Origin of the sequence: Paraburkholderia sp., assembly GCF_028283785.1 — a bacterium.
In the GTDB taxonomy this organism is placed as follows: Bacteria; Pseudomonadota; Gammaproteobacteria; order Burkholderiales; family Burkholderiaceae; genus Paraburkholderia.
The window spans coordinates 402,836-423,925 of record NZ_JAPWKB010000019.1 but is presented as its reverse complement, the minus strand read 5'-3'; the positions used below and the strand labels follow the sequence as shown (position 1 = coordinate 423,925).

24 protein-coding genes and 1 tRNA gene are annotated in these 21,090 nt (G+C 63.6%); 10 read left to right on the top strand and 15 right to left on the bottom strand.

Annotated elements, in window-relative coordinates:
• Nucleotides 1–59: 59 nt before the first annotated feature.
• From PW947_RS24190 to PW947_RS24175, 4 genes are all read right to left on the bottom strand, one after another.
• A complete protein-coding gene (locus tag PW947_RS24190; RefSeq protein ID WP_299634931.1) occupies nt 60–2,441 on the bottom strand; it encodes a bifunctional (p)ppGpp synthetase/guanosine-3',5'-bis(diphosphate) 3'-pyrophosphohydrolase in 2,382 nt (793 codons plus the stop codon).
• A 77-nt stretch (nt 2,442–2,518) separates the two neighbouring features.
• A complete protein-coding gene (gene rpoZ, locus PW947_RS24185; RefSeq protein ID WP_006025620.1) occupies nt 2,519–2,722 on the bottom strand; it encodes a DNA-directed RNA polymerase subunit omega in 204 nt (67 codons plus the stop codon).
• Between the two features lie 62 nt (nt 2,723–2,784).
• The gene (gene gmk, locus PW947_RS24180; protein WP_299634926.1) at nt 2,785–3,465 is read right to left on the bottom strand and encodes a guanylate kinase; all 681 of its coding nucleotides are present in this window, start codon (nt 3,463–3,465) and stop codon (nt 2,785–2,787) included.
• A gap of 18 nt (nt 3,466–3,483) precedes the next feature.
• A complete protein-coding gene (locus PW947_RS24175; protein WP_299634925.1) occupies nt 3,484–4,407 on the bottom strand; it encodes a YicC/YloC family endoribonuclease in 924 nt (307 codons plus the stop codon).
• Nucleotides 4,408–4,616: 209 nt separating this feature from the next.
• On the opposite strand from PW947_RS24175, the gene rph reads away from it, so the two are divergent.
• The 5 genes from rph to PW947_RS24150 all read left to right on the top strand — a co-directional run bounded on the left by rph (nt 4,617) and on the right by PW947_RS24150 (nt 8,084).
• The gene (gene rph, locus PW947_RS24170; RefSeq protein WP_299634924.1) at nt 4,617–5,357 is read left to right on the top strand and encodes a ribonuclease PH; all 741 of its coding nucleotides are present in this window, start codon (nt 4,617–4,619) and stop codon (nt 5,355–5,357) included.
• Nucleotides 5,358–5,377: 20 nt separating this feature from the next.
• Entirely contained in the window at nt 5,378–6,004 is a 627-nt protein-coding gene (rdgB, locus tag PW947_RS24165; protein WP_299635984.1) for an RdgB/HAM1 family non-canonical purine NTP pyrophosphatase, read from the top strand.
• Between the two features lie 5 nt (nt 6,005–6,009).
• On the top strand, nt 6,010–7,251 hold the full coding sequence (gene hemW / locus PW947_RS24160; protein WP_299635983.1) for a radical SAM family heme chaperone HemW: 1,242 nt from the start codon (nt 6,010–6,012) through the stop codon (nt 7,249–7,251).
• A 55-nt stretch (nt 7,252–7,306) separates the two neighbouring features.
• Nucleotides 7,307–7,396 (top strand) — tRNA-Ser (locus PW947_RS24155).
• A gap of 223 nt (nt 7,397–7,619) precedes the next feature.
• Nucleotides 7,620–8,084 (top strand): hypothetical protein, encoded by a 465-nt coding sequence (locus PW947_RS24150; RefSeq protein WP_299634923.1) that lies wholly within the window; start codon nt 7,620–7,622, stop codon nt 8,082–8,084.
• A gap of 20 nt (nt 8,085–8,104) precedes the next feature.
• Here the strand turns inward: PW947_RS24150 and PW947_RS24145 are convergent, their stop codons facing one another.
• On the bottom strand, nt 8,105–8,359 hold the full coding sequence (locus PW947_RS24145) for a hypothetical protein (RefSeq protein ID WP_299634922.1): 255 nt from the start codon (nt 8,357–8,359) through the stop codon (nt 8,105–8,107).
• Between the two features lie 318 nt (nt 8,360–8,677).
• Here PW947_RS24145 and PW947_RS24140 point away from each other — a divergent pair, with 318 nt between their 5' ends.
• Nucleotides 8,678–8,875: a hypothetical protein gene (locus PW947_RS24140; RefSeq protein ID WP_299634921.1), complete on the top strand. Its 198-nt coding sequence runs from the start codon at nt 8,678–8,680 to the stop codon at nt 8,873–8,875.
• A gap of 326 nt (nt 8,876–9,201) precedes the next feature.
• Here the strand turns inward: PW947_RS24140 and PW947_RS24135 are convergent, their stop codons facing one another.
• Entirely contained in the window at nt 9,202–9,786 is a 585-nt protein-coding gene (locus PW947_RS24135; protein WP_299634920.1) for a YMGG-like glycine zipper-containing protein, read from the bottom strand.
• A 22-nt stretch (nt 9,787–9,808) separates the two neighbouring features.
• Nucleotides 9,809–10,177: a hypothetical protein gene (locus PW947_RS24130; protein ID WP_299634919.1), complete on the bottom strand. Its 369-nt coding sequence runs from the start codon at nt 10,175–10,177 to the stop codon at nt 9,809–9,811.
• 384 nt (nt 10,178–10,561) lie between these two features.
• Here PW947_RS24130 and PW947_RS24125 point away from each other — a divergent pair, with 384 nt between their 5' ends.
• The 3 genes from PW947_RS24125 to PW947_RS24115 all read left to right on the top strand — a co-directional run bounded on the left by PW947_RS24125 (nt 10,562) and on the right by PW947_RS24115 (nt 13,085).
• The gene (locus tag PW947_RS24125; protein WP_299634918.1) at nt 10,562–11,062 is read left to right on the top strand and encodes an energy transducer TonB; all 501 of its coding nucleotides are present in this window, start codon (nt 10,562–10,564) and stop codon (nt 11,060–11,062) included.
• A 339-nt stretch (nt 11,063–11,401) separates the two neighbouring features.
• Nucleotides 11,402–12,709: an MFS transporter gene (locus tag PW947_RS24120; protein WP_299634917.1), complete on the top strand. Its 1,308-nt coding sequence runs from the start codon at nt 11,402–11,404 to the stop codon at nt 12,707–12,709.
• Between the two features lie 196 nt (nt 12,710–12,905).
• Nucleotides 12,906–13,085, top strand: a complete 180-nt coding sequence (locus PW947_RS24115; RefSeq protein ID WP_299634916.1) for a hypothetical protein — start codon at nt 12,906–12,908, stop codon at nt 13,083–13,085.
• 2 nt (nt 13,086–13,087) lie between these two features.
• Here PW947_RS24115 and PW947_RS24110 read toward each other — a convergent pair whose 3' ends face one another.
• Entirely contained in the window at nt 13,088–13,210 is a 123-nt protein-coding gene (locus tag PW947_RS24110; protein ID WP_299634915.1) for a hypothetical protein, read from the bottom strand.
• Nucleotides 13,211–13,766: 556 nt separating this feature from the next.
• The gene (gene waaC / locus PW947_RS24105) at nt 13,767–14,774 is read right to left on the bottom strand and encodes a lipopolysaccharide heptosyltransferase I (RefSeq protein ID WP_299634914.1); all 1,008 of its coding nucleotides are present in this window, start codon (nt 14,772–14,774) and stop codon (nt 13,767–13,769) included.
• Nucleotides 14,775–15,067: 293 nt separating this feature from the next.
• Here waaC and PW947_RS24100 point away from each other — a divergent pair, with 293 nt between their 5' ends.
• Nucleotides 15,068–16,504 carry a chloride channel protein gene (locus PW947_RS24100; protein WP_299634913.1) on the top strand — a complete coding sequence of 479 codons (1,437 nt, stop codon included), beginning with the start codon at nt 15,068–15,070 and terminating at the stop codon, nt 16,502–16,504.
• A 167-nt stretch (nt 16,505–16,671) separates the two neighbouring features.
• Here PW947_RS24100 and PW947_RS24095 read toward each other — a convergent pair whose 3' ends face one another.
• The 6 genes from PW947_RS24095 to map form a co-directional block, all read right to left on the bottom strand.
• A complete protein-coding gene (locus PW947_RS24095) occupies nt 16,672–16,983 on the bottom strand; it encodes a YXWGXW repeat-containing protein (protein WP_299634912.1) in 312 nt (103 codons plus the stop codon).
• A 255-nt stretch (nt 16,984–17,238) separates the two neighbouring features.
• Entirely contained in the window at nt 17,239–17,493 is a 255-nt protein-coding gene (gene minE / locus PW947_RS24090; protein WP_017774528.1) for a cell division topological specificity factor MinE, read from the bottom strand.
• Nucleotides 17,494–17,507: 14 nt separating this feature from the next.
• Nucleotides 17,508–18,323, bottom strand: coding sequence for a septum site-determining protein MinD (minD, locus tag PW947_RS24085; protein WP_299634911.1), 816 nt, complete (start codon nt 18,321–18,323; stop codon nt 17,508–17,510).
• 98 nt (nt 18,324–18,421) lie between these two features.
• Nucleotides 18,422–19,234 (bottom strand): septum site-determining protein MinC, encoded by an 813-nt coding sequence (gene minC, locus PW947_RS24080; protein WP_299634910.1) that lies wholly within the window; start codon nt 19,232–19,234, stop codon nt 18,422–18,424.
• Nucleotides 19,235–19,390: 156 nt separating this feature from the next.
• Complete coding sequence (locus PW947_RS24075) at nt 19,391–19,936, bottom strand: GNAT family N-acetyltransferase (protein ID WP_299634909.1); 546 nt, start codon at nt 19,934–19,936, stop codon at nt 19,391–19,393.
• A gap of 265 nt (nt 19,937–20,201) precedes the next feature.
• Nucleotides 20,202–20,987, bottom strand: coding sequence for a type I methionyl aminopeptidase (gene map, locus PW947_RS24070; RefSeq protein ID WP_299634908.1), 786 nt, complete (start codon nt 20,985–20,987; stop codon nt 20,202–20,204).
• Nucleotides 20,988–21,090: the final 103 nt, after the last annotated feature.

Sequence of the window (21,090 nt, the reverse complement as noted above, 5' to 3'; positions counted from 1 at the left end):
CGCGTCAGTGACGCGGCCTTCGATGCTTCGATCAACCGGAACGGAATGCAAATACGGAATCAGTAATCCGCGCGTTCGCGGTCGATCCGCATGCCGGTGCCGCCATCGTGACGGTGATGCCCTTCCTCGCTCGGCCGCTCGCGCGCGATGCGCATCACGTCCGGATTGGTTCGCACCCGACGCATCACGTTGGCCAGATGCACGCGGTCGCTGACCTGGATCACGAAGCGCAATACCGTGGATTCCTGCGACAGATCTTCGTCCATGGCGATGTGGACGATGTTCGCATCCGCCGACGTGATATCCGCCGCGACACGCGCGAACACGCCCTTCGTATTCTTGACCAGCACCTTCACCGCGACGTCGAACAGACGGCCCGGTTGCGGCGCCCACGCGACGTCGATCCAGCGGCCCGGATCGCGACGGTGAATACGTTGAGCGACGCGGCAATCCGTAGTGTGAATCGCCATGCCGAGACCGATGCCGATATAGCCCATGATGTCGTCGCCCGGAATGGGGCGGCAGCACGCGGACAGTTGCACCGACATCCCTTCGGTGCCGGTAATCACCACCGGCGGCGCATGCGACACGTGACCATGCTCGCGCCCGCTGTCGTCGTCGGCATCGCGGCCGGACATCAGCACTTCGATGCGCTTGGCCATCACCGCCGCTACGCGTCGGCCGAGCCCGATGTCGGCGAAAATCTCCTGACGATTCTTGTTGCCCGTCCACTGCACGAGCTTTTCCCACGTTTCCGGCGTCACGCCCGACAACGCCAGGCCGTAACCCTTCAACGCCTGATCGACCAGACGCTCGCCCAGCTGGACGGATTCGTTCAGACGCATCGTCTTCAGATAATGGCGAATGGCCGAACGCGCCTTACCGGTTCGCACGAAGCCGAGCCACGCGGGATTCGGTTTCGAGTACGGCGCGGTAATCACTTCGACGATATCGCCACTCTTCAGCTCGGTGCGCAGCGGCAGCAGTTCGTTGTTGATCTTCACGGCGACGCACTGGTTGCCCAGGTCGCTGTGGATCGAATACGCGAAGTCGAGTGCGGTGGCGCCGCGCGGCAGCGCCATGATCCGCGACTTCGGCGTGAACACGTAGACCGCATCCGGGAACAGATCGATCTTCACGTGTTCGAGGAATTCGCTCGAATCGCCGGCTTCGCTCTGGATGTCGAGCAGCGACTTCAGCCACTGATGCGCGCGCTTTTGCACGTCGTTCAGATCGGCGCCGCCGTTCTTGTACAACCAGTGCGCGGCCACGCCCGCTTCGGCGATCTCGTGCATCTTGCGCGTGCGCACCTGAAACTCGATCGGTGCGCCGAACGGACCGACCAGCGTGGTGTGCAGCGACTGATAGCCGTTCACCTTCGGGATCGCGATGTAGTCCTTGAACTTGCCCGGCACCGGCTTGTACAGCGCATGCAGCGCACCAATGCCCGTATAGCATTCGAGCGCGCTATCGACCACCACGCGAAAGCCGTAGACGTCGAGCACCTGCGAGAACGACAACTGCTTGTCGCGCATCTTCTTGTAGATACTGAAGATGGTTTTCTCGCGGCCGGTGACTTCGGCGTCGAGCTTCGCATCGCCGATTGCGCGCTGCACCGATTCGAGGATCTTGCCGACCACTTCACGCCGGTTGCCGCGCGCCGCCTTGACCGCTTTTTCGAGCGTCGCGTAACGGTGCGGGTTGAAGTTCGCGAAGCTCAGATCCTGCAACTCGCGATACGTATTGTTCAGACCGAGCCGGTGCGCGATGGGCGCGTAGATATCCAGCGTCTCGCGCGCCACCCGCCGACGCTTTTCCGGCGGCACCGCACCGAGCGTGCGCATGTTGTGCAGACGGTCGGCGAGCTTCACGAGAATCACGCGGACGTCGCGCGCCATCGCGAGCAGCATCTTGCGGAAGTTTTCCGCCTGCGCTTCCTCGCGGCTGCGGAATTCCATCTTGTCGAGCTTCGACAGACCGTCGACCAGTTCCGCGACCTTCGCGCCGAAGCGCTCGGCGAGTTCGGCCTTGGTGACGCCCTGGTCTTCCATCACGTCGTGCAGCAGCGCGGCCATGATCGACTGGGCGTCGAGCTTCCAGCCGGCGCAGGTTTCCGCGACGGCGACAGGATGGGTGATGTAGGGTTCGCCGCTCTGCCGGTACTGGCCGAGGTGGGCTTCGTCGCTGAAGTGGAACGCGGCCTTGACGTCCTTGATCTCTTCCGGCGACAGATAGCCGGCGAGCATCGTAGTCAGTTTGGCGATCGAAACGACGTCATGCCGGCGTGGCTTCTCCGGCGTCGCGGTCGGCCCGAACAGATGGCGAAACGACTGTTCGAGGACCGCGTCGATGTACTTGCGTGCAGACGAAGGCGAATCGCCTTCGTGACCGTCATGGTCAATGTGCTCCACTTCCGTGGCGGCGGGCGGGGTAGTGCTCATGGTCGCCTCCGTAGCGGGTGGGATGCCGTTCTGCACGCGTGATGGTTACACAAACTAAAACGAAACGACGAAGCGCCTTAAACCGGCACCTTCTTCAGCATTTCGACACCGACCTGACCGGCTGCGATTTCGCGCAACGCAACGACGGTAGGCTTGTCGCGGCTTTCGATCTTCGGCGTGTGGCCTTGTGCGAGCTGACGTGCGCGATACGTTGCGGCAAGCGCCAGTTCGAAGCGGTTCGGGATCTGTTTCAGACAGTCTTCGACGGTAATACGGGCCATGTTCGGTTTTCCTTCTCAGTATGCTGCTTATTCTACCTTATGTGCTCACCACCCCGCCGCGATCAGGCGTGCGGAAGGTGAATCCCGAGCTGCATGAAAAGCTGCGTGTGACGTGCGTATTGCGATGCGAAGCGCGAGCGCGTCGCGCCGACGAGGCAACGCAATTCAGCCAGCGCGCGATCGAAGTTTTCGTTGATCACGACGTACTCGGCTTCGGCTGCGTGCGCCATCTCGCCACCCGCTGCCAGCAGGCGACGCGTGATGACGTTCGGCTCGTCCTGGCCGCGCTTTTTCAGACGCTCTTCGAGCGCTTCCAGCGACGGCGGCAGGATAAAAATTTCGACGGCATTGTGAAACTGTTTCTTTACCTGCTGCGCACCCTGCCAGTCGATTTCGAGCAGCACGTCATGGCCGCTTTTCATCTGCTGCTCGATCCACACGCGCGACGTGCCGTAGTAATTGCCGTGCACTTCCGCGCTTTCGAGGAACTCGCCCGAATCGTGGCGCGTCATGAAATCTTCGACGGTGGTGAAGTGGTAATGCTCACCGTCCTGCTCTTTCGGACGCGGCGGACGCGTCGTGTACGAGATCGACAGACGGATCGCGGCGTCGCCCGCGAGCAATGCATTCACGAGCGTCGACTTGCCCGCGCCCGAAGGCGCGACGACCATGAACAGATTGCCGGGATATGCGCCGGCATACGGGTTGCGCGGCGCGGCGCCGTCGCGTGTGGATTCGGTCATGCCTGTGTCACTCCAGCCTTATTCGAGGTTTTGTACCTGCTCACGCATCTGTTCGATGAGCAGCTTCAAGGTCATCGACGAATCCGCGAGTTCTTTCGCGGCCGCCTTCGAACCGAGCGTATTCGCTTCGCGGTTCAGTTCCTGCATCATGAAGTCGAGCCGCTTGCCGACCTTGCCGCCCTTCTCGATCACGTGACGTGTTTCGTTCAGGTGCGCGGTCAGTCGCGACAGTTCTTCGGCGATGTCGATCCGGATCCCGTACATCGTCACTTCCTGACGGATCCGTTCGTTGATTTCTTCACGCGAGACGATCGTCGCGGCCTGATCCGGCGCGGCGATTCCAAGCGCTTCCTGCAAGCGTTCGACGATTTTCTGCTGATGCTTCGCGATCAGTTCCGGCACGAGCGGCGTGATCTTCGTGACGATCGCTTCCATCTCGGTGACGTTCGCGAGCAGCATCGTGGCGAGCTGCGCACCTTCGCGTGCGCGCACGTCGATCAGCTCGGTAATGGCCTGCTTGCCGCATGCGAGCACCGCATCGCGCAGCAGTTCCGGCGCAACGCTGCTTTCGGCCAGCACGCCCGGCCAACGCAGGATTTCACCGGTACGCAGACGGCCCGCTTCCGGGAAGCCCGACAGCACCGTGCGCTCCAGCAGCGCGAGTTGCGTCAGCGCTTCTTTATTGATCGCACCGGCGTTCGCCGTCTGTTCGCTACGCTGCAGATTGATACGGATATCGACCTTGCCGCGCGACAGCTTGTTCATCAACATTTCGCGCAGCGTCGGCTCACAGACGCGCACGTCTTCGGGCATCCGGAAGTTCAGATCGAGGAAGCGCGAATTCACCGTGCGCAGTTCCACCGACACGCTCACGCCACCGCTGCCGGTGGCGGCTACGAGTTCGCGCGTGGCGCTCGCATAGCCCGTCATGCTGTAGATCATCGTTAGTCTCGCGATAAAGGCCGGGTCCCGGACGGGATGGCCGCTGGATTCGAGGCGCCTGGCGTGTACGAGACGCGAGGCGTGGAAAAAGCATTATCCCATTTTTGACGGAGAGGCCCGCTGCGCGCGGCCATCGGCGCGCCCGACGGAGAACGCGATCGGCGGTAAAATCAGGGATTCCCTTCCGCCCTTTTCGAGCACCGTCCACGATGAACGACACGACCACCCAACGCCCCAGCGGCCGCCGCGCCAACCAGTTGCGCGAAGTCCGCATCACGCGCCATTACACGAAGCACGCGGAGGGCTCGGTGCTGGTCGAATTCGGCGACACCAAAGTGATCTGCACGGCGAGCATCGCCGAGACGGTTCCGGGCTTTCTGCGCGACCGCGGACAAGGCTGGCTGACCGCCGAATACGGCATGCTGCCGCGCGCCACCAATACCCGCAACGACCGCGAAGCCGCACGCGGCAAGCAGACCGGCCGCACCCAGGAAATCCAGCGTCTGATCGGGCGCGCGCTGCGTTCGGTGTTCGATCTGGAGAAACTCGGCGCGCGCACGCTGAATATCGACTGCGACGTGATCCAGGCCGACGGCGGCACGCGCACCGCGAGCATCACCGGCGCATTCGTCGCCGCGCACGACGCCGTGTCGAAACTGCTCGCGAGCGGCAAGCTGACCGAATCGCCGATCACCGACTACGTCGCGGCGATTTCGGTCGGCGTGTACAACGGCCTGCCGGTTCTCGACCTCGACTACGACGAAGATTCGCAGTGCGACACCGACATGAATGTCGTGATGACCGGCGCGGGCGGCTTCGTCGAGATCCAGGGCACCGCCGAAGGCGTGCCGTTCTCGCGTGACGAAATGAACGCGTTGCTCGACCTCGCCAGCGACGGCATCGCCACGCTCGTCGAGAAGCAGAAAGCCGCGCTGGGAGTGTCGGCGTGAGCGATCTGCACAACGACCGGATGTCGCCGGGGCAGCCATCGTCGTCCCTGGGGAAGGTCGTGCTCGCGTCGAACAACGCGGGCAAACTGCGCGAATTCGCCGCGCTGCTCGATGCCGCCGGTATCGAGCTGATTCCGCAAGGCGCGCTGAATGTGCCGGAAGCCGAAGAGCCGCATGTCACCTTCGTCGAAAACGCGCTGGCCAAGGCGCGTCATGCGGCGAAACTGACCGGCCTGCCCGCGCTCGCCGACGACTCCGGTTTGTGCGTGCGCGCATTGCGCGGCGCGCCGGGCGTCTATTCGGCGCGCTACGCGCAACGCGCGGGCGGCGAGAAATCCGACGCGGCGAACAACGCGCGCGTCGTCGAACAGTTGAGCGGCGAGACCGATCGTCGTGCGTATTATTTTTGCGTGCTGGTACTCGTGCGTCACGCCGACGACCCCGAACCGCTGATCGCCGAAGGCCGTTGGCATGGCGAAATGCTCGACGCGCCGCGCGGCGCGAACGGCTTCGGCTACGACCCGTACTTCTTTTTGCCCGCATTGAACGCGAGCGCCGCCGAACTCGATCCTGCGGTGAAAAACGCCAGCAGTCATCGGGCCATCGCGCTGCGCGAACTGCTCGCGCGTCTGACGGAGGTTGCGTGATTCCGATCGTTCCGGTGTCGTCCGCGACGCCTGCTTCCGCATCGCAGGACGGCGCGGGCGTGATCAAGGCCTTTACGTCGCCGGGCGGGATTCGCCTGACGTCGTTGCCGCCGCTCGCGTTGTACGTGCATTTTCCGTGGTGCGTGCGCAAATGTCCGTATTGCGATTTCAACTCGCACGAGTGGAAAGGCGACACGTTTCCGGAGACGGAATATCTCGACGCGTTGCGCGCCGATCTCGAACAGGCGTTGCCGCTGATCTGGGGACGGCAGGTGCATACGGTGTTTATCGGCGGCGGCACGCCGAGCTTGCTGTCGGCGGGCGGACTCGACCGGATGCTGTCCGATATCCGCGCGCTGCTGCCGCTCGACGCCGACGCCGAAATCACGCTCGAAGCGAATCCCGGCACGTTCGAAGCCGACAAGTTCGCGCAGTTTCGCGCGAGCGGCGTGAATCGTCTGTCGGTCGGTATCCAGAGTTTCAACGAAGCGCATCTGAAGGCGCTCGGCCGGATTCACGACGCCGCGCAGGCGCGGCACGCGGTGGAAGTCGCGTCCACCACGTTCGACAATTTCAATCTCGACCTGATGTTCGCGTTGCCCGGCCAGACGCTCGCCGAATGCCAGGCGGACGTGAATACGGCGCTGTCGTTCGCGCCGCCGCATTTGTCGCTGTATCACCTGACGCTCGAACCGAACACGCTGTTTGCGAAATTTCCGCCCGCCCTACCCGACGACGACGCATCGGCGGACATGCAGGACTGGATTCACGAACGCACCACCGACGCCGGCTACGCGCGCTACGAGGTGTCCGCGTATGCGCTGCCGCACAAGCAGAGCAAACACAATCTGAATTACTGGCGTTTCGGCGACTATCTCGGGATCGGTGCGGGCGCGCATACGAAGCTGTCGTTTCCGAATCGCGTGTTGCGCCAGGCGCGCTACAAGCATCCGACCACGTTTATCGAACAGGCGATGCTCGGCAACGCGGTTCAGGAAGAAAACGAAGTCGGCACGCGCGATCTGCCGTTCGAATTCATGCTGAACGCGCTGAGGCTGGTCGAAGGTTTTCCGGTGCACCGGTTTATCGAACGGACCGGCATGTCGATGACATCGATCGAACCCGCGTTGCAGGAAGCGGAGCGTCGCGGCCTGATCGCACGCGACCACGAAAAGATCGCGCCGACACCGTTGGGCCAGGCGTTTCTGAACGACTTGCAGGCGCTGTTTTTGAAAGATTCCGCGTAAGCGGGGTCGCATGGCGGGTTGTGACCGGCGGGTTTCGGGTTACAATTCGCGCCTCGGAGGGCTGGCAGAGCGGTTGAATGCACCGGTCTTGAAAACCGGCAACGAGGTCACTCGTTCGTGGGTTCGAATCCCACGCCCTCCGCCACCTTCAAAGCAAAAAGGCCCCGAAGGGCCTTTTTGCTTTTGCGGCTTTTGCGGCTTTTGCGGCTTTTGCGGCTTTTGCGGCTTTTGCGGCTTTTGCGGCTCCCGCGCCGCCCGGCACCCCCCGGTTACTCCATCACCACCCCGCACGCAAACCCACCCTCAACTTTTTCCGCAGACGGTCGTTAGCACAGGTATCTGGTCCGTCAGACCGCCTGGAAGCCGCCATGAAAGCTCGCTCGCTGATCGTTGCCCTGCTGTCGCTGTGTTCGTTCGCTGCGGGTGGATCGTCGGCATTTGCCGATACAGCCGCCGCGTCCATCGACGCCGACAGCGCCACGCTCTTCGGCGCGATCGCGTTGTCGGCAACGCAGGATATTGGCGGCACCGCCAACGCCGTCGGCACGACCAGCGCATCGGTCGGCGCGGACGCACTGGCTAAAGTGAGCGGGAATGTCGGGGTGAACGTGGCGGCCGGCGCACTGAACGTGCAGGCCAATCAGATCGCGTTGCTCAGCGCGTCTCAACCGGAAATCGACACGCAGCAAAGCGTGCATGGCGCCGTCAGTCTGACGGGCGGCGGCACGGCAATGCTGGGTGCAGGCGCACTCAACGGCGCAAGCGGAAATATCGGCGTGAATATCGCGTCGGGCGCGGCGAACGCGCAGATCAATTCGCTCGCCGTCCGGTAACGCGAATCCCAACCCGCCACTCACGCACTCAACGGTTCTTCGTTCACGCGCGTATCGCGATCGCGCTTTTCGCGGGCGTCGGCGCAACGCCGGTTCAGGTCACGATGCATCGCCTGGCTGTCCAGCAACGATGCCACGTCTGACAATCCACAATCGAAACGCAGAACATATTCGATGTCGGTGTAATCGAAATACTCGCCGCTATCGGCCAGCCTTTGCGCTTCGGCGATTGCGGCTCGGCGCCGCTCGCCCATCGTCAGATCTCTGATCGCCATGTTCACCGCTCCGGGAAACGATGGCTCCATCATAGCAATGCGCCGCAATCTCGCGGGTCGCGCGCGCGCAACAGACGGGTTTCCCGCAATGGCGCGCGGCGCGGGCCGGGTGCCATTGCGCGGCGCGAAATAGCCTCGCTGAAAAATACACGAAAGTAAGCAACTGTGAGTCGCCCGGAACCGGCAACCCGTGCCGCGCGCCCGCCGCACGCGCGTTTGCGCGGATCGGCAGACGTAACGGCGGTAATGCACGGTCACACCTGCACGCGAACAACGCCGCACGCCCTGTCTCCAAACAGAAGAACAGGGAGGTTCGCCATGATCCGACTTATCTGCATTGCATTGCTTGCGGCCGGTTTGGGCGGCTGCGTGGTCGCGCCGGGCCCTTATGGCTACGGCTACGGTCCAGCCTATTACGCGCCGGGCTACTACGCGGCGCCGTCGGTGTCGGTGGGCGTGGGGTTTGGCGGCGGGTACGGCGGATATGGCGGCTACGGCCACGGCTGGCGTCGTTGATCGCGCAAGCGCTATTCGAAAGCAAGCGCTATTAGAAATCGCCCGCGCCAAAGAAAAAGCCCGCGCGAAGCGGGCAAGAAAGACCTACCACCGATGCCTTCCACAAGGGAGGCGGAAGGCAATTCAAGTCTAGGGCGGAAAAGCGCGCTGCGGTGTTGCCGTCGGCTTTCACTGCATTACAGGATGCAGTGAACGTCGCGCCCGGATACGCTGGATTGCGCGACGCGCCGTGCGGTCAAGCCGCAATCACGCGCTCTTTACAGCCTTGCTGCTTGCCGCCGTCCGACCTGAAAACCGGTCCGTCGATCGTTCATCGTTCAGGATGCTCAGTAATAGCCCGGCGGCGGAGGCGGCATCATGCCCGGCGGCGGCACCGTCACGTAGCCCGGCGGATAAGCGGGCGCATAGGCCGGCGCGTAACCCGCCACCGGTGCGACGGTGCGCGTACCGCGCGACACCGGCACCTTCTCGCCCGCGGCATACATGCACTGCATATAGGCGTCGTCGTAGCGACGCTGCACGTCGTACGCCGAACCTTGCGCAGCGCCCGCGCCCACCATGCTCCCCGCCAGCAGACCGACACCTGCGCCGACGGCCGCACCCGGCCCGCCGTTGAATGCCGCACCTGCCGCTGCGCCGAGCGCCGTGCCGACCGCCGCGCTTCCGATCGCGCTCGACGTCGCCGCCTGATTCGCCGACACGCCGCCCGTCTGCTGCGACGCGTACTGACGGCACGAGCCGTCGTCCGCGCGGAACTGGTCGAAGGTCTTGCCGGTGCCGGGCAGCGCCGCCATGCTCGGACCTTGCGGCGGCATCACCGCACACGCGCCGAGCACACCCACGGACATCAACAACGCAACCGGCAAACCCAAACGGCGCACACCACGCGAAACTTTTATCAAACCATTCATGGATATCACCTGTTCACCGTCGTCAGTTGGACGGTGCCGGCGGCTGCGCAGGCACTTCGCGCCAGCCGGCCTGACATGTCTTTACATAGGGGTAATACGTTTTCGACGCGTCGCAGTAATACCAGGTGCCTGCCGACGCCGCTTGCGGATCGGCGGCGACGCCGGGTTGCTGCGCCGGACCTTGCGGCTGGCCCTGTTCGATATATTCCTGCGGCTCGGCATCCTGTACGACGACGGGCGGCGGTCCGTAGTAATACGGCACCGGCGCGACCGGGTAGTAGTACGGCACGCCCCCGCCGATATACACGCCGACCCGCGCAGCCTGCGCCGCCCCGCTTGCACACAGCGCGGCCGCGACCGGCACCGCGAGCAGTAGTTTTAGCCTCTTCACAACGATCTCCACGTCAGGGATGGCAGCACCGAACCCGGTGCGATACACGCCAGACACAACGCTAAGCCATTGCTGGCGCAAATGCGTTACGACGCCGCTTGCGCTTTTTTCCGCGTATTACAGCGTTAGAGAACCGCGCCGTCGCCGACGCGTCATCGCATCGTCCGGCAGCCACGACGCACGGCGTCGGCGGGACGTGACGGCGCACGATCCGGGCGGCATCGGCGGCTTGCGCCGTAACATTTCGACAGACGCGATACACATGCGCAACGCGTGAAGCGTCGCGCGCACAAAAGCATCGCCAACGAGGGCGAACGCGCATTGCTTCCATGCACCGATTGGCTACCATGAAAATCACATCCCGCCACTGCGCGAGTCATCATCATGCTCACCCGTTCACGTCATGTCCGCCTGCCGGATTACCGGCTTGCAGCCGTCTGCGCGCTTGCGCTCATCGCATCGATGACGGCGTGCACGATCACGCCGCCGCATCAGGAAATCAGCATCACGCCGATCGCCGCGATCAACAGCGCGACGCTCGATCAGTACCGCAGCGCCGTCGCCAAACGCATCCTCGACCGTAACCAGTCGTACGTGCTGCGCGGTACGCCGCAAGCGATGCTGCGCTCGCTGGTGGTCGTGTCGTTCACCGTCGACCGCAACGGCCAGGTCGTCGCGTCCGAGGTCTACCGGACCAACGGCGACGACGAAGCCGAAGGCACCGCGCTCGCCACCTTGCGCCGCTCCGCGCCGTTCCCGCAGCCGCCCGCGAAGCTGCTGAACGCACGCGGCCAGGTCGAGCTGTTCGAAGACTGGCTGTTCAACGACGACGGCAAATTCCAGTTGCGCACCTTTGCGAATCCGCAGGCGCAAGTGATCGATTGAGCCGCGCTATAATTTTCGGATTCCTCGCCGGACTTTCCGGCATCGCTGCCGCCGCCGGTCATCCATCGACGGCCCGCAGCGCGAACGTGTATCGCCGCGCCATCCGCGCTCACGGCCACACGTCGAATCGTTGCCGATGCAACAGACGCAATAGCGCCACCTGACGCATCGGTAAAGCCGGACCGCGCATCGCGCGCCGTCCGGGCCACTCAATCAAACAAAAGACACAGCGTTGCCAGGGGCAGCGGATTGGCGTTCGCGCGATGCGCTCGCGTCTCCGATGCCCGTTTGCGCGATGCGCGCCCGGCACCAGGCTGTGTCACGAAAACCGGAGACACCATGTCCACTTCACCGCTTTCAGCGGCCCCGTCGTCCTCATCCGGACAGCCCAGCAGTTCGCGGATCATTTTCGCGAGCTTCATCGGCACCGCGATCGAGTTTTACGACTTCTACGTTTATGCCACCGCCGCCGCGCTCGTCATCGGCCCGGTGTTCTTCCCGCACGGTTCGGCGACCGCGCAGGCGTTGTCCGCTTTCGTCACGTTCGGGATCGCGTTCGTCGCGCGACCGATCGGCTCGTTCCTGTTCGGTCACTTCGGCGACCGGATCGGCCGTAAATCGACGCTGGTGGCGTCGCTGCTTGTGATGGGCGTGTCCACTACGCTGATCGGTTTCGTGCCCGGCTACGACTCGATCGGCAGCCTCGCGCCGATCCTGCTGTGCGTGCTGCGCTTCGGTCAGGGCATCGGCCTGGGCGGCGAATGGGGCGGCGCTGCGCTGCTCGCCACCGAAAACGCGCCGCCCGGCAAACGCGCGTGGTTCGGGATGTTCCCGCAACTCGGACCGTCGATCGGCTTTCTCGCGTCGAACGGGCTGTTCTTCGGGCTCGCGCTGTCGCTGTCGGACGAACAGTTCCGCAGTTGGGGCTGGCGCGTGCCGTTTATCGTCAGCGCGGTGCTGGTCGCGCTCGGCCTGTACGTGCGTCTGAAGATCACCGAGACGCCGGCGTTCCGTGCCGCGATCGAGCGCAAGGAACGCGTGCGCGTGCCGATCGCGACGCTGCTGTCGCAACACTGGCTGCCGACCGTGCTCGGCGCGCTGTCGATGGTGGTCTGCTACACGCTGTTCTACAACGCGACCACGTTCTCGCTGTCGTATGGCGTGTCGGTGCTGCACATTCCGCGTCCGACTTTCCTCGGCATGCTGTGCATCGCCGTGGTGTTCATGGCGATCGCCACGCCGTTGTCGGCGCTCGCCAGCGACCGCTTCGGCCGCAAGCCGGTGCTGGTGGTCGGGATTGTCGCGGCGGTTGCGTCGGGCTTCACGATGGCGCCGTTGCTCGGCAGCGGCTCGATGCCGATGGTGCTGCTGTTTCTCGTGATCGAACTGTTCCTGATGGGCGTCACGTTCGCGCCGATGGGCGCGCTGTTGCCGGAGCTGTTTCCGACTCACGTGCGCTATACCGGTGCAGGCGTGTCGTATAACCTGGGCGGCATTCTCGGCGCCTCGGTCGCGCCGTATATCGCGCAGGTTCTCGCGGCGCACGGCGGCTTGCCGTACGTCGGCGCGTATGTGTCGGGCGCGGCGGCGGTCAGTCTGATCGGCGTGTTGTGCATGCGCGAAACGCGCGATGCGAAGCTGATGTAAGTCACTTGCAAGTGCGGCGCAAAGGGCGATGAAAGCCCGCTGCGCCGCGCCTGTCTCCGATGTTTTCCGATTTCGCCGGAGCCCCTTCGACGGCATCCGCATCGCACCGCTGAATCGGTGCACATCCGGGCCTTGCGCCGAATTTTGGCTTACCTATACTCGACTCAACACACCCCATTCGAGCAGGGAGGCTACCGTGGCCATTCATCTTCATAACGCCGATATCGTGACGATCATCGCGCTTGCGTTGCTGTGTTCCCTACTGCTCGCCTATCGCTTCCGCCCCGCTACATGGAAGGGCATCGTCGTCGAGGCGGTGGTCGCGAACGCCGCCGCGATCGCGGCGGTCGTGTCGTTCGAAATGATGCTGGCCTGAGCTTATCGATAGTAATAGCCGTGGTGGTAACCGCCGCCGTAGCCGCCACCCGGCACGACGATGCAGCCTCCAAGCAACGAAGCCAGTAGCGCACCTGCAATCAAAGTCAGCGTCAAGCGTTTCACAGTGTTCTCCCTTCGAGTCATAAGCATTCGAGCGGTCCCGAATGAACTCGATTGAACACGACGCCGGCTACGTCCAACGTAGCAAAGTGTAAGCATTGATCCGCGCGACGTTACATCGTCGGTGGCCGATGCACGCGTGTCACGCTGTCAGAATTGCCGCTCCGCGCGAGCGACACGTAACCGTCGTATCGTTTGAAACGGCGGGGCAAGCATTGCCGCGATGGCGCCAGGCCACGCCGGCTGCGCGGCCGATCCGCATGACAGCAGAAACGCCTTCTGTATTTCCGGCCATTACGAGTGTGTAACGTCCCAGCCGACGCGCGCGGCCGCGATAAAAATCCACGTGACGCGAATCCTGCGGCCAACGAAAAGCCACAGTTTTAACAGGCTTGTAATGCGCCGAAGCCGGCCACGACACGCGATACGTCCGCGCGCGACGCCTTCTTTCTGGTGCGACCGGGAACGGAGAAAAGAGGAACAGCGAGGATCTGAGGAAGGAATGCGGGCGTGGCGCGCGGCGCCAGCCCGTTGAAACGCGAAGCGACGGGTGTGCGGCTCAGGCGGCCGCGACGACCTTCGGCGCGCCGGCAGAAGATGCCGGATCGCTGTGAACGTAATCGATCGCGGCGAGCGCCTGCTCGACGGTCGGCACCGAGCGGCCATCGCCGATCGACATCGACCGGTACGGCGAATCGATGCCGCAATGATCCGGCGAGGTCGCGACGAACACCATCACCGTGCGCTTTTGCAGCGCATGCGCGAGATGCACGAAGCCGGTGTCGGTGCCGACCACCAGCGAGCACGCATCGATCATCTGCGCGATTTCCGTCACGCTGAGCTTCGGCAACACGGTCGCGCCGGGCACGCTCGCGGCGATTCGCGCGGCTTCCTCGCGCTCGCCCGTCGAGCCCCACGGCAATACCACGCTAAAGCCACGTCGCACCAGTTCCTGGCCTACCGCGATCCAGCGGTCGGCGGGCCATTTCTTGTCGTCTTTCGAGGTTGCGTGGAACAGCGCCGCGACCGGACGTGTCTCGTCGCCGAATACCGGTTGCGCGGGTGGCGGCACTTCGAGGTTGTAGTCGGGCGCGCCTTCGACCTGATAGCCGAGCGCTTCGCTGGTGCTCACGCGCATGCCGTGCCACGCATCGCATGCCGGACGCGGACCGAAGCGGCCGGTGTACGCGAACGCCGCGCCCACTTCGCCGAGATCCTTGTTGCGGTAGCCGAAGCGTTTCGACGAGCGCGCGAGGAACGCGATGATCGCGCTCTTGTAGACGCCGTGAATATCGACGACGGCGTCGTAACGGTACGCGCGCAGTTCCGCGATCGATGCCCAGATCGCCTTCAGATCGGACCAGTTGCGCGCCTTCTTGAAACGACGCAACGGCGCGCACAATACGCGATCGACACCACGACACCAGTGAATCACTTCGGCAAACGATTCGTCGGCGGCCCAGTCGACCTGGACGCCCGGAAATGCACGCTGGATATCGGCAGCCACCGGCAGCGCCTGCACGATGTCTCCGAGTGACGTCACCTTGACGATCAAAATTCTCTTCATTGGCGATCCGTCGTTGTTGCGGCTGCGCTGCGCTGATCGTGTCTTTCGGACACGTTTCGCGCTGTATCGCGCGTATTTCGTCAGGGCAAACGGCCAGAAATAGTACCGGCGAACGCTCCCGTGCGACGCGCGGTCTTTGATACGAAACGTAACTGAAAAGTGCCTTCTCGTGACATTTCGCATTAATACCGCGAATTACACCACGATCCGAGAAAACCCGTACACCACACTTCGAGAAATCCGACAGTTTGATCGGCCGCTACAATCGGGCATCCCATCCCGAGCTCGCCACCATGCAGCGGCCCTCCTCGCTTCCTTCGATCACACCCACCAGTCTTCGACGGCAGGCGCGACGCCTGTGGCGGCAGTTCGGCATCTTCTGGCTGGGCGCGATCGCGGTCGGCCTCGTCGCGGTGCTGTATGCACGTCTGATCGACGTTGGCTACGACGCGTTCCAGTCGCTCCAGCATCGGCACGGCTGGCTGACGTTGTTCATCACGCCCGCGCTGACCGCGTTGTGCGTGTGGATCACGCGACGCTATTTTCGCGGCGCGGAAGGCAGCGGGATTCCGCAGGTGATTGCGACGCTGCATGAAAAACCCGGCGACGCGACCGGCGCACGGCTGCTGACGCTGCGCATTCTCTGCGGAAAGATCGGCGTGTCGTTTCTGGCGATGCTCGGCGGTCTGACGATCGGTCGCGAAGGTCCGACCGTGCAGGTTGGCGCGGCGCTGATGTTCAACCTGCGTCGCCTGTATCCGCGCTCGAATGCGCTGATCGAGCGGCAAATGGTGCTGGCGGGTGCGGCGGCCGGTCTGTCGGCCGCATTCAACACGCCGCTCGCGGGCATCGTGTTCGCCATCGAGGAACTCACGCGCAGCTTCGAAGCGCGCACGAGCAGCGTACTGATTACGGCGATCATCATCGCAGGCGTGATCGCGCTCGGCATGAACGGCAACTACACGTATTTCGGCACGATCTACGTCGGTGCGGATTTTCCGAAAATGCTGGCGCTCGCGGTGCTGGTGACGGGCATCGTCACGGGCATCGGCGGCGGTTGTTTCGGCTGGCTGCTGCTCAACACGGCTCGCTGGATTCCCGCGCCGCTGCGTCAGTTGCACGGCGAGCGCCCGGTCGCGTTCGCCGCGCTGTGCAGCCTCGTGATTGCGGTGATCGGATTGATCTCGGGCGGCACGACGTTCGGCAGCGGCTATGCGGAGGCGCGCGGTCTGTTGAGCGGACACGAGCATCTGTCGCTCGCGTATCCGTTCCTGAAGATGGCGTCGATGGTCGGCTCGTATCTGCCGGGCATTCCGGGCGGGATTTTCGCGCCGTCGCTATCGATCGGCGCGGGCTTCGGCAATCTGCTGCACGAACTGTTCGGCAGCATGCAGTTGCAGATGCTGATCGCGCTGGCGATGGTCGGTTATCTGGCCGCGGTTACACAGTCGCCGATCACGTCGTTCGTGATCGTGATGGAGATGATCGACGGTCACGCGCTGGTGATTTCGCTGATGGCGACCGCGTTGATCGCGAGTCGGGTGTCGCGCTTTTTCGCGCCGCCGTTGTACGAGTCGCTCGCACAACGTTATGCGGCGCCGTTGCCGCAACCGGCGCCCGCGCCGGTTCCCGAAGTGCCGCAGGTGTCGGCGGCATCGGAGATGTCCGATGCGTCCGATCCCGGCCGGGATGACACCGGTTCTGATCCCGACCGGCCACCGGCTTCATAACGCGCGCCACCGCGCGACGCATCGGGTCGATGCGCCAGCCCGGTTCAATAGATGACGACGGCAGGCCGCAGATGCACCGGTCGCACCGGCACGACCACGCAGCCCGCCAGCATGCACGCCAGCGCGACGATCGCGAGCAGGTTTCGCTTCATCGGTCCGCTCCGCGCTCAGGCCCAATGGCCCGGCATCCAGTGGTAGTTCGGACCGTGCGCGACCCAATGTCCCGGCACCCAGTGATAACCGACGCGTTCGGCTTGCCAGTGTCCGCCGATCCACACATAGCGGCCATGCTCCCAACGCCAGTGACCGTGATCCCACACATAACCGACACGAGCAGGCGGCGCGGCTTCGTAGCGGACGGGCGGCGGCGCGGATGGCGCAATCACGACGACCTCGGCAGCGGACGCCGCCATCACACTGCATGCACCGGCGACGATCAGCGCAGCCTGAGCGATCCGCACGCGAATATTCCTGTTCATAGCCATGACTCCTTCTATCGACGACACCGTATCGGTGTTGTCCGTTTAATGCGCGAGACGCGGTATTGGCTGACGTCGCGCGTGTAACGCCGAAGGCTCAAGTGCTACGGAATATTTCGCCAGGGTAAGCGCAAGGTAAGGGAAAGGCGCGCGGCGACGCATGTGCGCGCGCAGACGACAACGCCCCACGTCGCGGCAAGGCACGACGTGGGGCGCGGGTGTTGGCGTAACCTCGACGCCGATCTGAAAACCGCGTCAGGCCTGCGGAATTTCGATCTTCACTTCGAGGACTTCGAGATTGTCCTGGCGTTCGAGGCTGACGCGAATATCGTCGTCGGAGATTTTCACGTACTTCGAAATCACGGCGACGAGTTCGCGTTGCAACGCGGGCAGGTAATCGGCCGGCGCGTGGCCGCCGGCGCGCTCATGCGCGATGATCAGCTGCAGGCGTTCCTTCGCTACCGACGCGGACTTCTTCTTCTCGCCCAGCAAAAACGAAAGAATCGACATGACGTGCGCTCCCCTTACTTGGTGCCGAAGAGGCGCTGCAACAGGCCCGGCTTCTGGTAGTCGGTAAAGCGAAGCGACTTCTCTTCGCCGAGGAAACGCGAGACCACGTCCTTGTACGCTTCGGCGACGTCGGTGCCGTCGAGGTGAACGGCCGGCAAGCCCTGGTTCGACGCGTGCAGCACGGCTTCCGATTCCGGAATCACGCCGATCAGATCGATCCGCAAGATTTCCTGGATGTCGGTCAGCGACAGCATTTCGCCTTCGCTGACGCGCTTCGGGTTGTAACGCGTAATCAGCAGATGTTCCTTGACCGGGTCCTTGCTTTCGATCGCGCGCTTGGTCTTCGACGACAGGATGCCGAGAATGCGGTCCGAGTCACGCACCGACGACACTTCCGGGTTGGTCACGATCAGCGCTTCGTCGGCGAAATGCATCGCCATCAGCGCGCCCGATTCGATCCCTGCCGGCGAATCGCAGACGATGAATTCGAAGTCCATCGCGATCAGGTCGTTGATCACTTTCTCGACGCCTTCGAGCGTCAGCGCGTCTTTGTCACGCGTTTGCGAAGCGGGCAGGATGAACAGGTTCTCGCACTTCTTGTCCTTGATCAGCGCCTGGTTCAGGTTGGCTTCGCCCTGGATCACGTTGATCAGGTCGTACACCACGCGGCGTTCGCAGCCCATGATGAGATCGAGGTTACGCAGGCCGACGTCGAAATCGATCACGGCCGTCTTGCTGCCGCGCAGCGCCAACGCCGACGCGAAACTCGCGCTCGTGGTGGTCTTGCCCACGCCGCCTTTGCCCGATGTCACCACAATGATTTTTGCCATTACCCTACCCTGTGTTCGTCAGATTCGTTTCAATGATGCGGCAACTGCCTGTGTACCACGGCGCGCGTCAGCGACAACGCCGCGCGCGCGACGCAGCGTCACGTCAGCCGCAGCGGTTCGATTACCAGTTTTTCTTCGTCGAGCCAGATCTGCACCGGCTTGCCGAGCACGTCGGCCGGTAGCGGGAATTCGGTAGTACGGTAGATGCCCGCAATCGAAATCAGTTCAGGTTCGAGACACGTACAGAAGATGCGCGCGTCGTGATTGCCGTGCACGCCGGCCAGCGCCCGGCCGCGCAACGGCGCATAAATATGGATGTTGCCTTCGGCGATCACTTCCGCGCCGTAGCTGACGAGGCCGAGCACGACCAGATCGCCCTTCGCGTAGATCCGCTGGCCGGAGCGCAGCGGCTTGTCCACCACCGTGGTTTGCGACGAGGTGGCGAGCCGTACCGGGTCGGCGGTTGGCGTGACGATGACGGCGGGATCGGCGTCTTTCGCGTCGGCGGCGGATGCCTGCTTCGATGCGGCGGGCGCGGACGGTTTGTCGTCGATGGAGGCGGTGTCGTCGGTGGACTTCGCGTTTGCGCCGCGCTTGTCGCGCGCTTCGAGCAGCGGCAATGCACTGTCCGACGCCCACGCGTGCTGCGACGCCGATGCCACCACGCCGACCGGACGCATGCTCACACTTTCGAGCAGTTGCGCGATCTCCGCGAGCGGCACGCGTTCGTCGTCGGCGAGACGGCGTACGTCGATCGCGACGACATCATTGGCGAAAAACTCCGGGGTCGCCTCGAAGCGCCGGGTCAACTCGGCACGCATCTCGGTCAGGTTCGTGGTCTTGACCACGAACAGGAGCGTGTCGACGGAGCCGCTGCGAAGTTCGAAAAAGGGCGATTTCTTGGGCGACATAGCGTTCGGCAAAAAATTTTGCGTATTTTACAGGCGTCCTGGCGCGCAGCGGGCTTTTTTGCGGGGAACGCGCACGCCGCGCATGCAGCGCAAACAGGCGATGCCGGAACGACGAATGGGGAAGCTGGGCGGCGCCGGAAAACGCCGCCCGAAGGATCACTGCGACGACGCGTGTGAAGCGTCGCCGGAGGCTTGCTGAACATGCCGCACGAGCAGGCTTTCCAGCTCGCCCGACGCACCCGCCGAGCGGGTGTGGTCGCCGGTCGGGCCGAAACCGAGACGCTCGTAGAAGCGCATGGCATTGCGGTTCGAATCGGTCACCCATGCGAAGACTTCATGCGCGCCTTCGGACGCGAGCCATTCGCCGGCCGTGTTGACCAGCAGCTCGCCGCCGCGCAGATGGCGCACGGCAGGCGCAACCCATAACTCGCCGACGAATGCGCGGCGTTGCGGCGTATCTTCGAAGTGCGCTTCGATCAGACCGGCGGGATGCCCTTCGGTGTAGAGGATGAAGGTGGTAGCGTCGCTCGACACCGCGTGCTGTGCGGCGGTGGCATCGAAGCGAGCCGCATCGGCCGACAAGGCATCTTCGAGCGTTTCGCCAAAAGCATAGGGTGCTTCCCGCAATGACGCAGTGCGGAGCTCGCGAAATGCGGCACCCTGGTCAGCGGCAATACGGCGAACGGTCAATGACGGACTCATGCAGACGGAAACCCTGTGGAACGCTAAGCCGTAGCTTTAACCGAACCGGCGCGCGAGTCAAATCCTTATTTCATCGGCGTGTGCGGCGGGCACTGTCGCTACGGGCCACGGCGCACGTAGTGTGCACCGCAACATTCGTTGACGACGGCGCGCGCGCGACGCCATCCGGATCGTCCACTCCGGCTGGGCCGAAGCGGTCTCGCGAATGGCGTCCGGCCGTGGATTCGACGGGCGTGGGACGGCGTGGAAAGTCGGGTCGCGACGCTTACGGCGACTCGTAATTGCCGGTGCCGTCGGGCCACGGTGTGAGCAGCTCATAGCCGTCGTCGGTGACGGCGACCATGTGCTCCCATTGCGCGGACAGCGAACGGTCCTTGGTCACCACGGTCCAGCCGTCGCGCAGCACCGTCGTGCCGGCGCGGCCCGCGTTGATCATCGGCTCGATCGTGAAGACCATGCCCGGCTTCAGACGCAGGCCCTGGCCCGGCTGTCCGTAGTGCAGCACCTGCGGCTCTTCGTGATAGACCTTGCCGATGCCGTGACCGCAGTAATCGCGGACGATCGAAAAGCCGTCGCGTTGCGCGGTCTTCTGAATTGCATGGCCGATATCGCCGAGCGTCGCGCCCGGCTTCACTTCGCGGATACCCGCGAGCATCGCTTCGTAGGTCGTGTCGATCAGTTGACGCGCAACCGGGCTGGGCTCGCCCACGACGTACATCCGGCTGGTGTCGCCGAAGTAGCCGTCCTTGATGATCGCGACGTCGATATTGACGATGTCGCCGTCTTTCAGCACTTCGCCGCGGTTCGGAATGCCGTGGCAGACCACTGAGTTAACCGACGTGCACACGGTTTTCGGGAAGCCGAGATAGCCGACGTTCGCCGGTGTCGATTGCTGATGATTGACGATAAAGTCGTTGCAGATTGCGTCGAGCTGCTCGGTGGAAACACCGGCCTTGACGTGTTCGCCGATCATCGCGAGGACGTCGGCGGCGAGGCGGCCGGAGACGCGCAGCGCGGCGAGATCGTCGGGAGTCTTGTAGGTGATGGGCATGGATCGTGTACGGTTAGGTCGCGTCGCGGACAACGCGCGCGCGGGGACTCAATCCCGGAATTGTACAGAGGATGACGCGAAGCCCCGGCGAAGCGCCTCACGC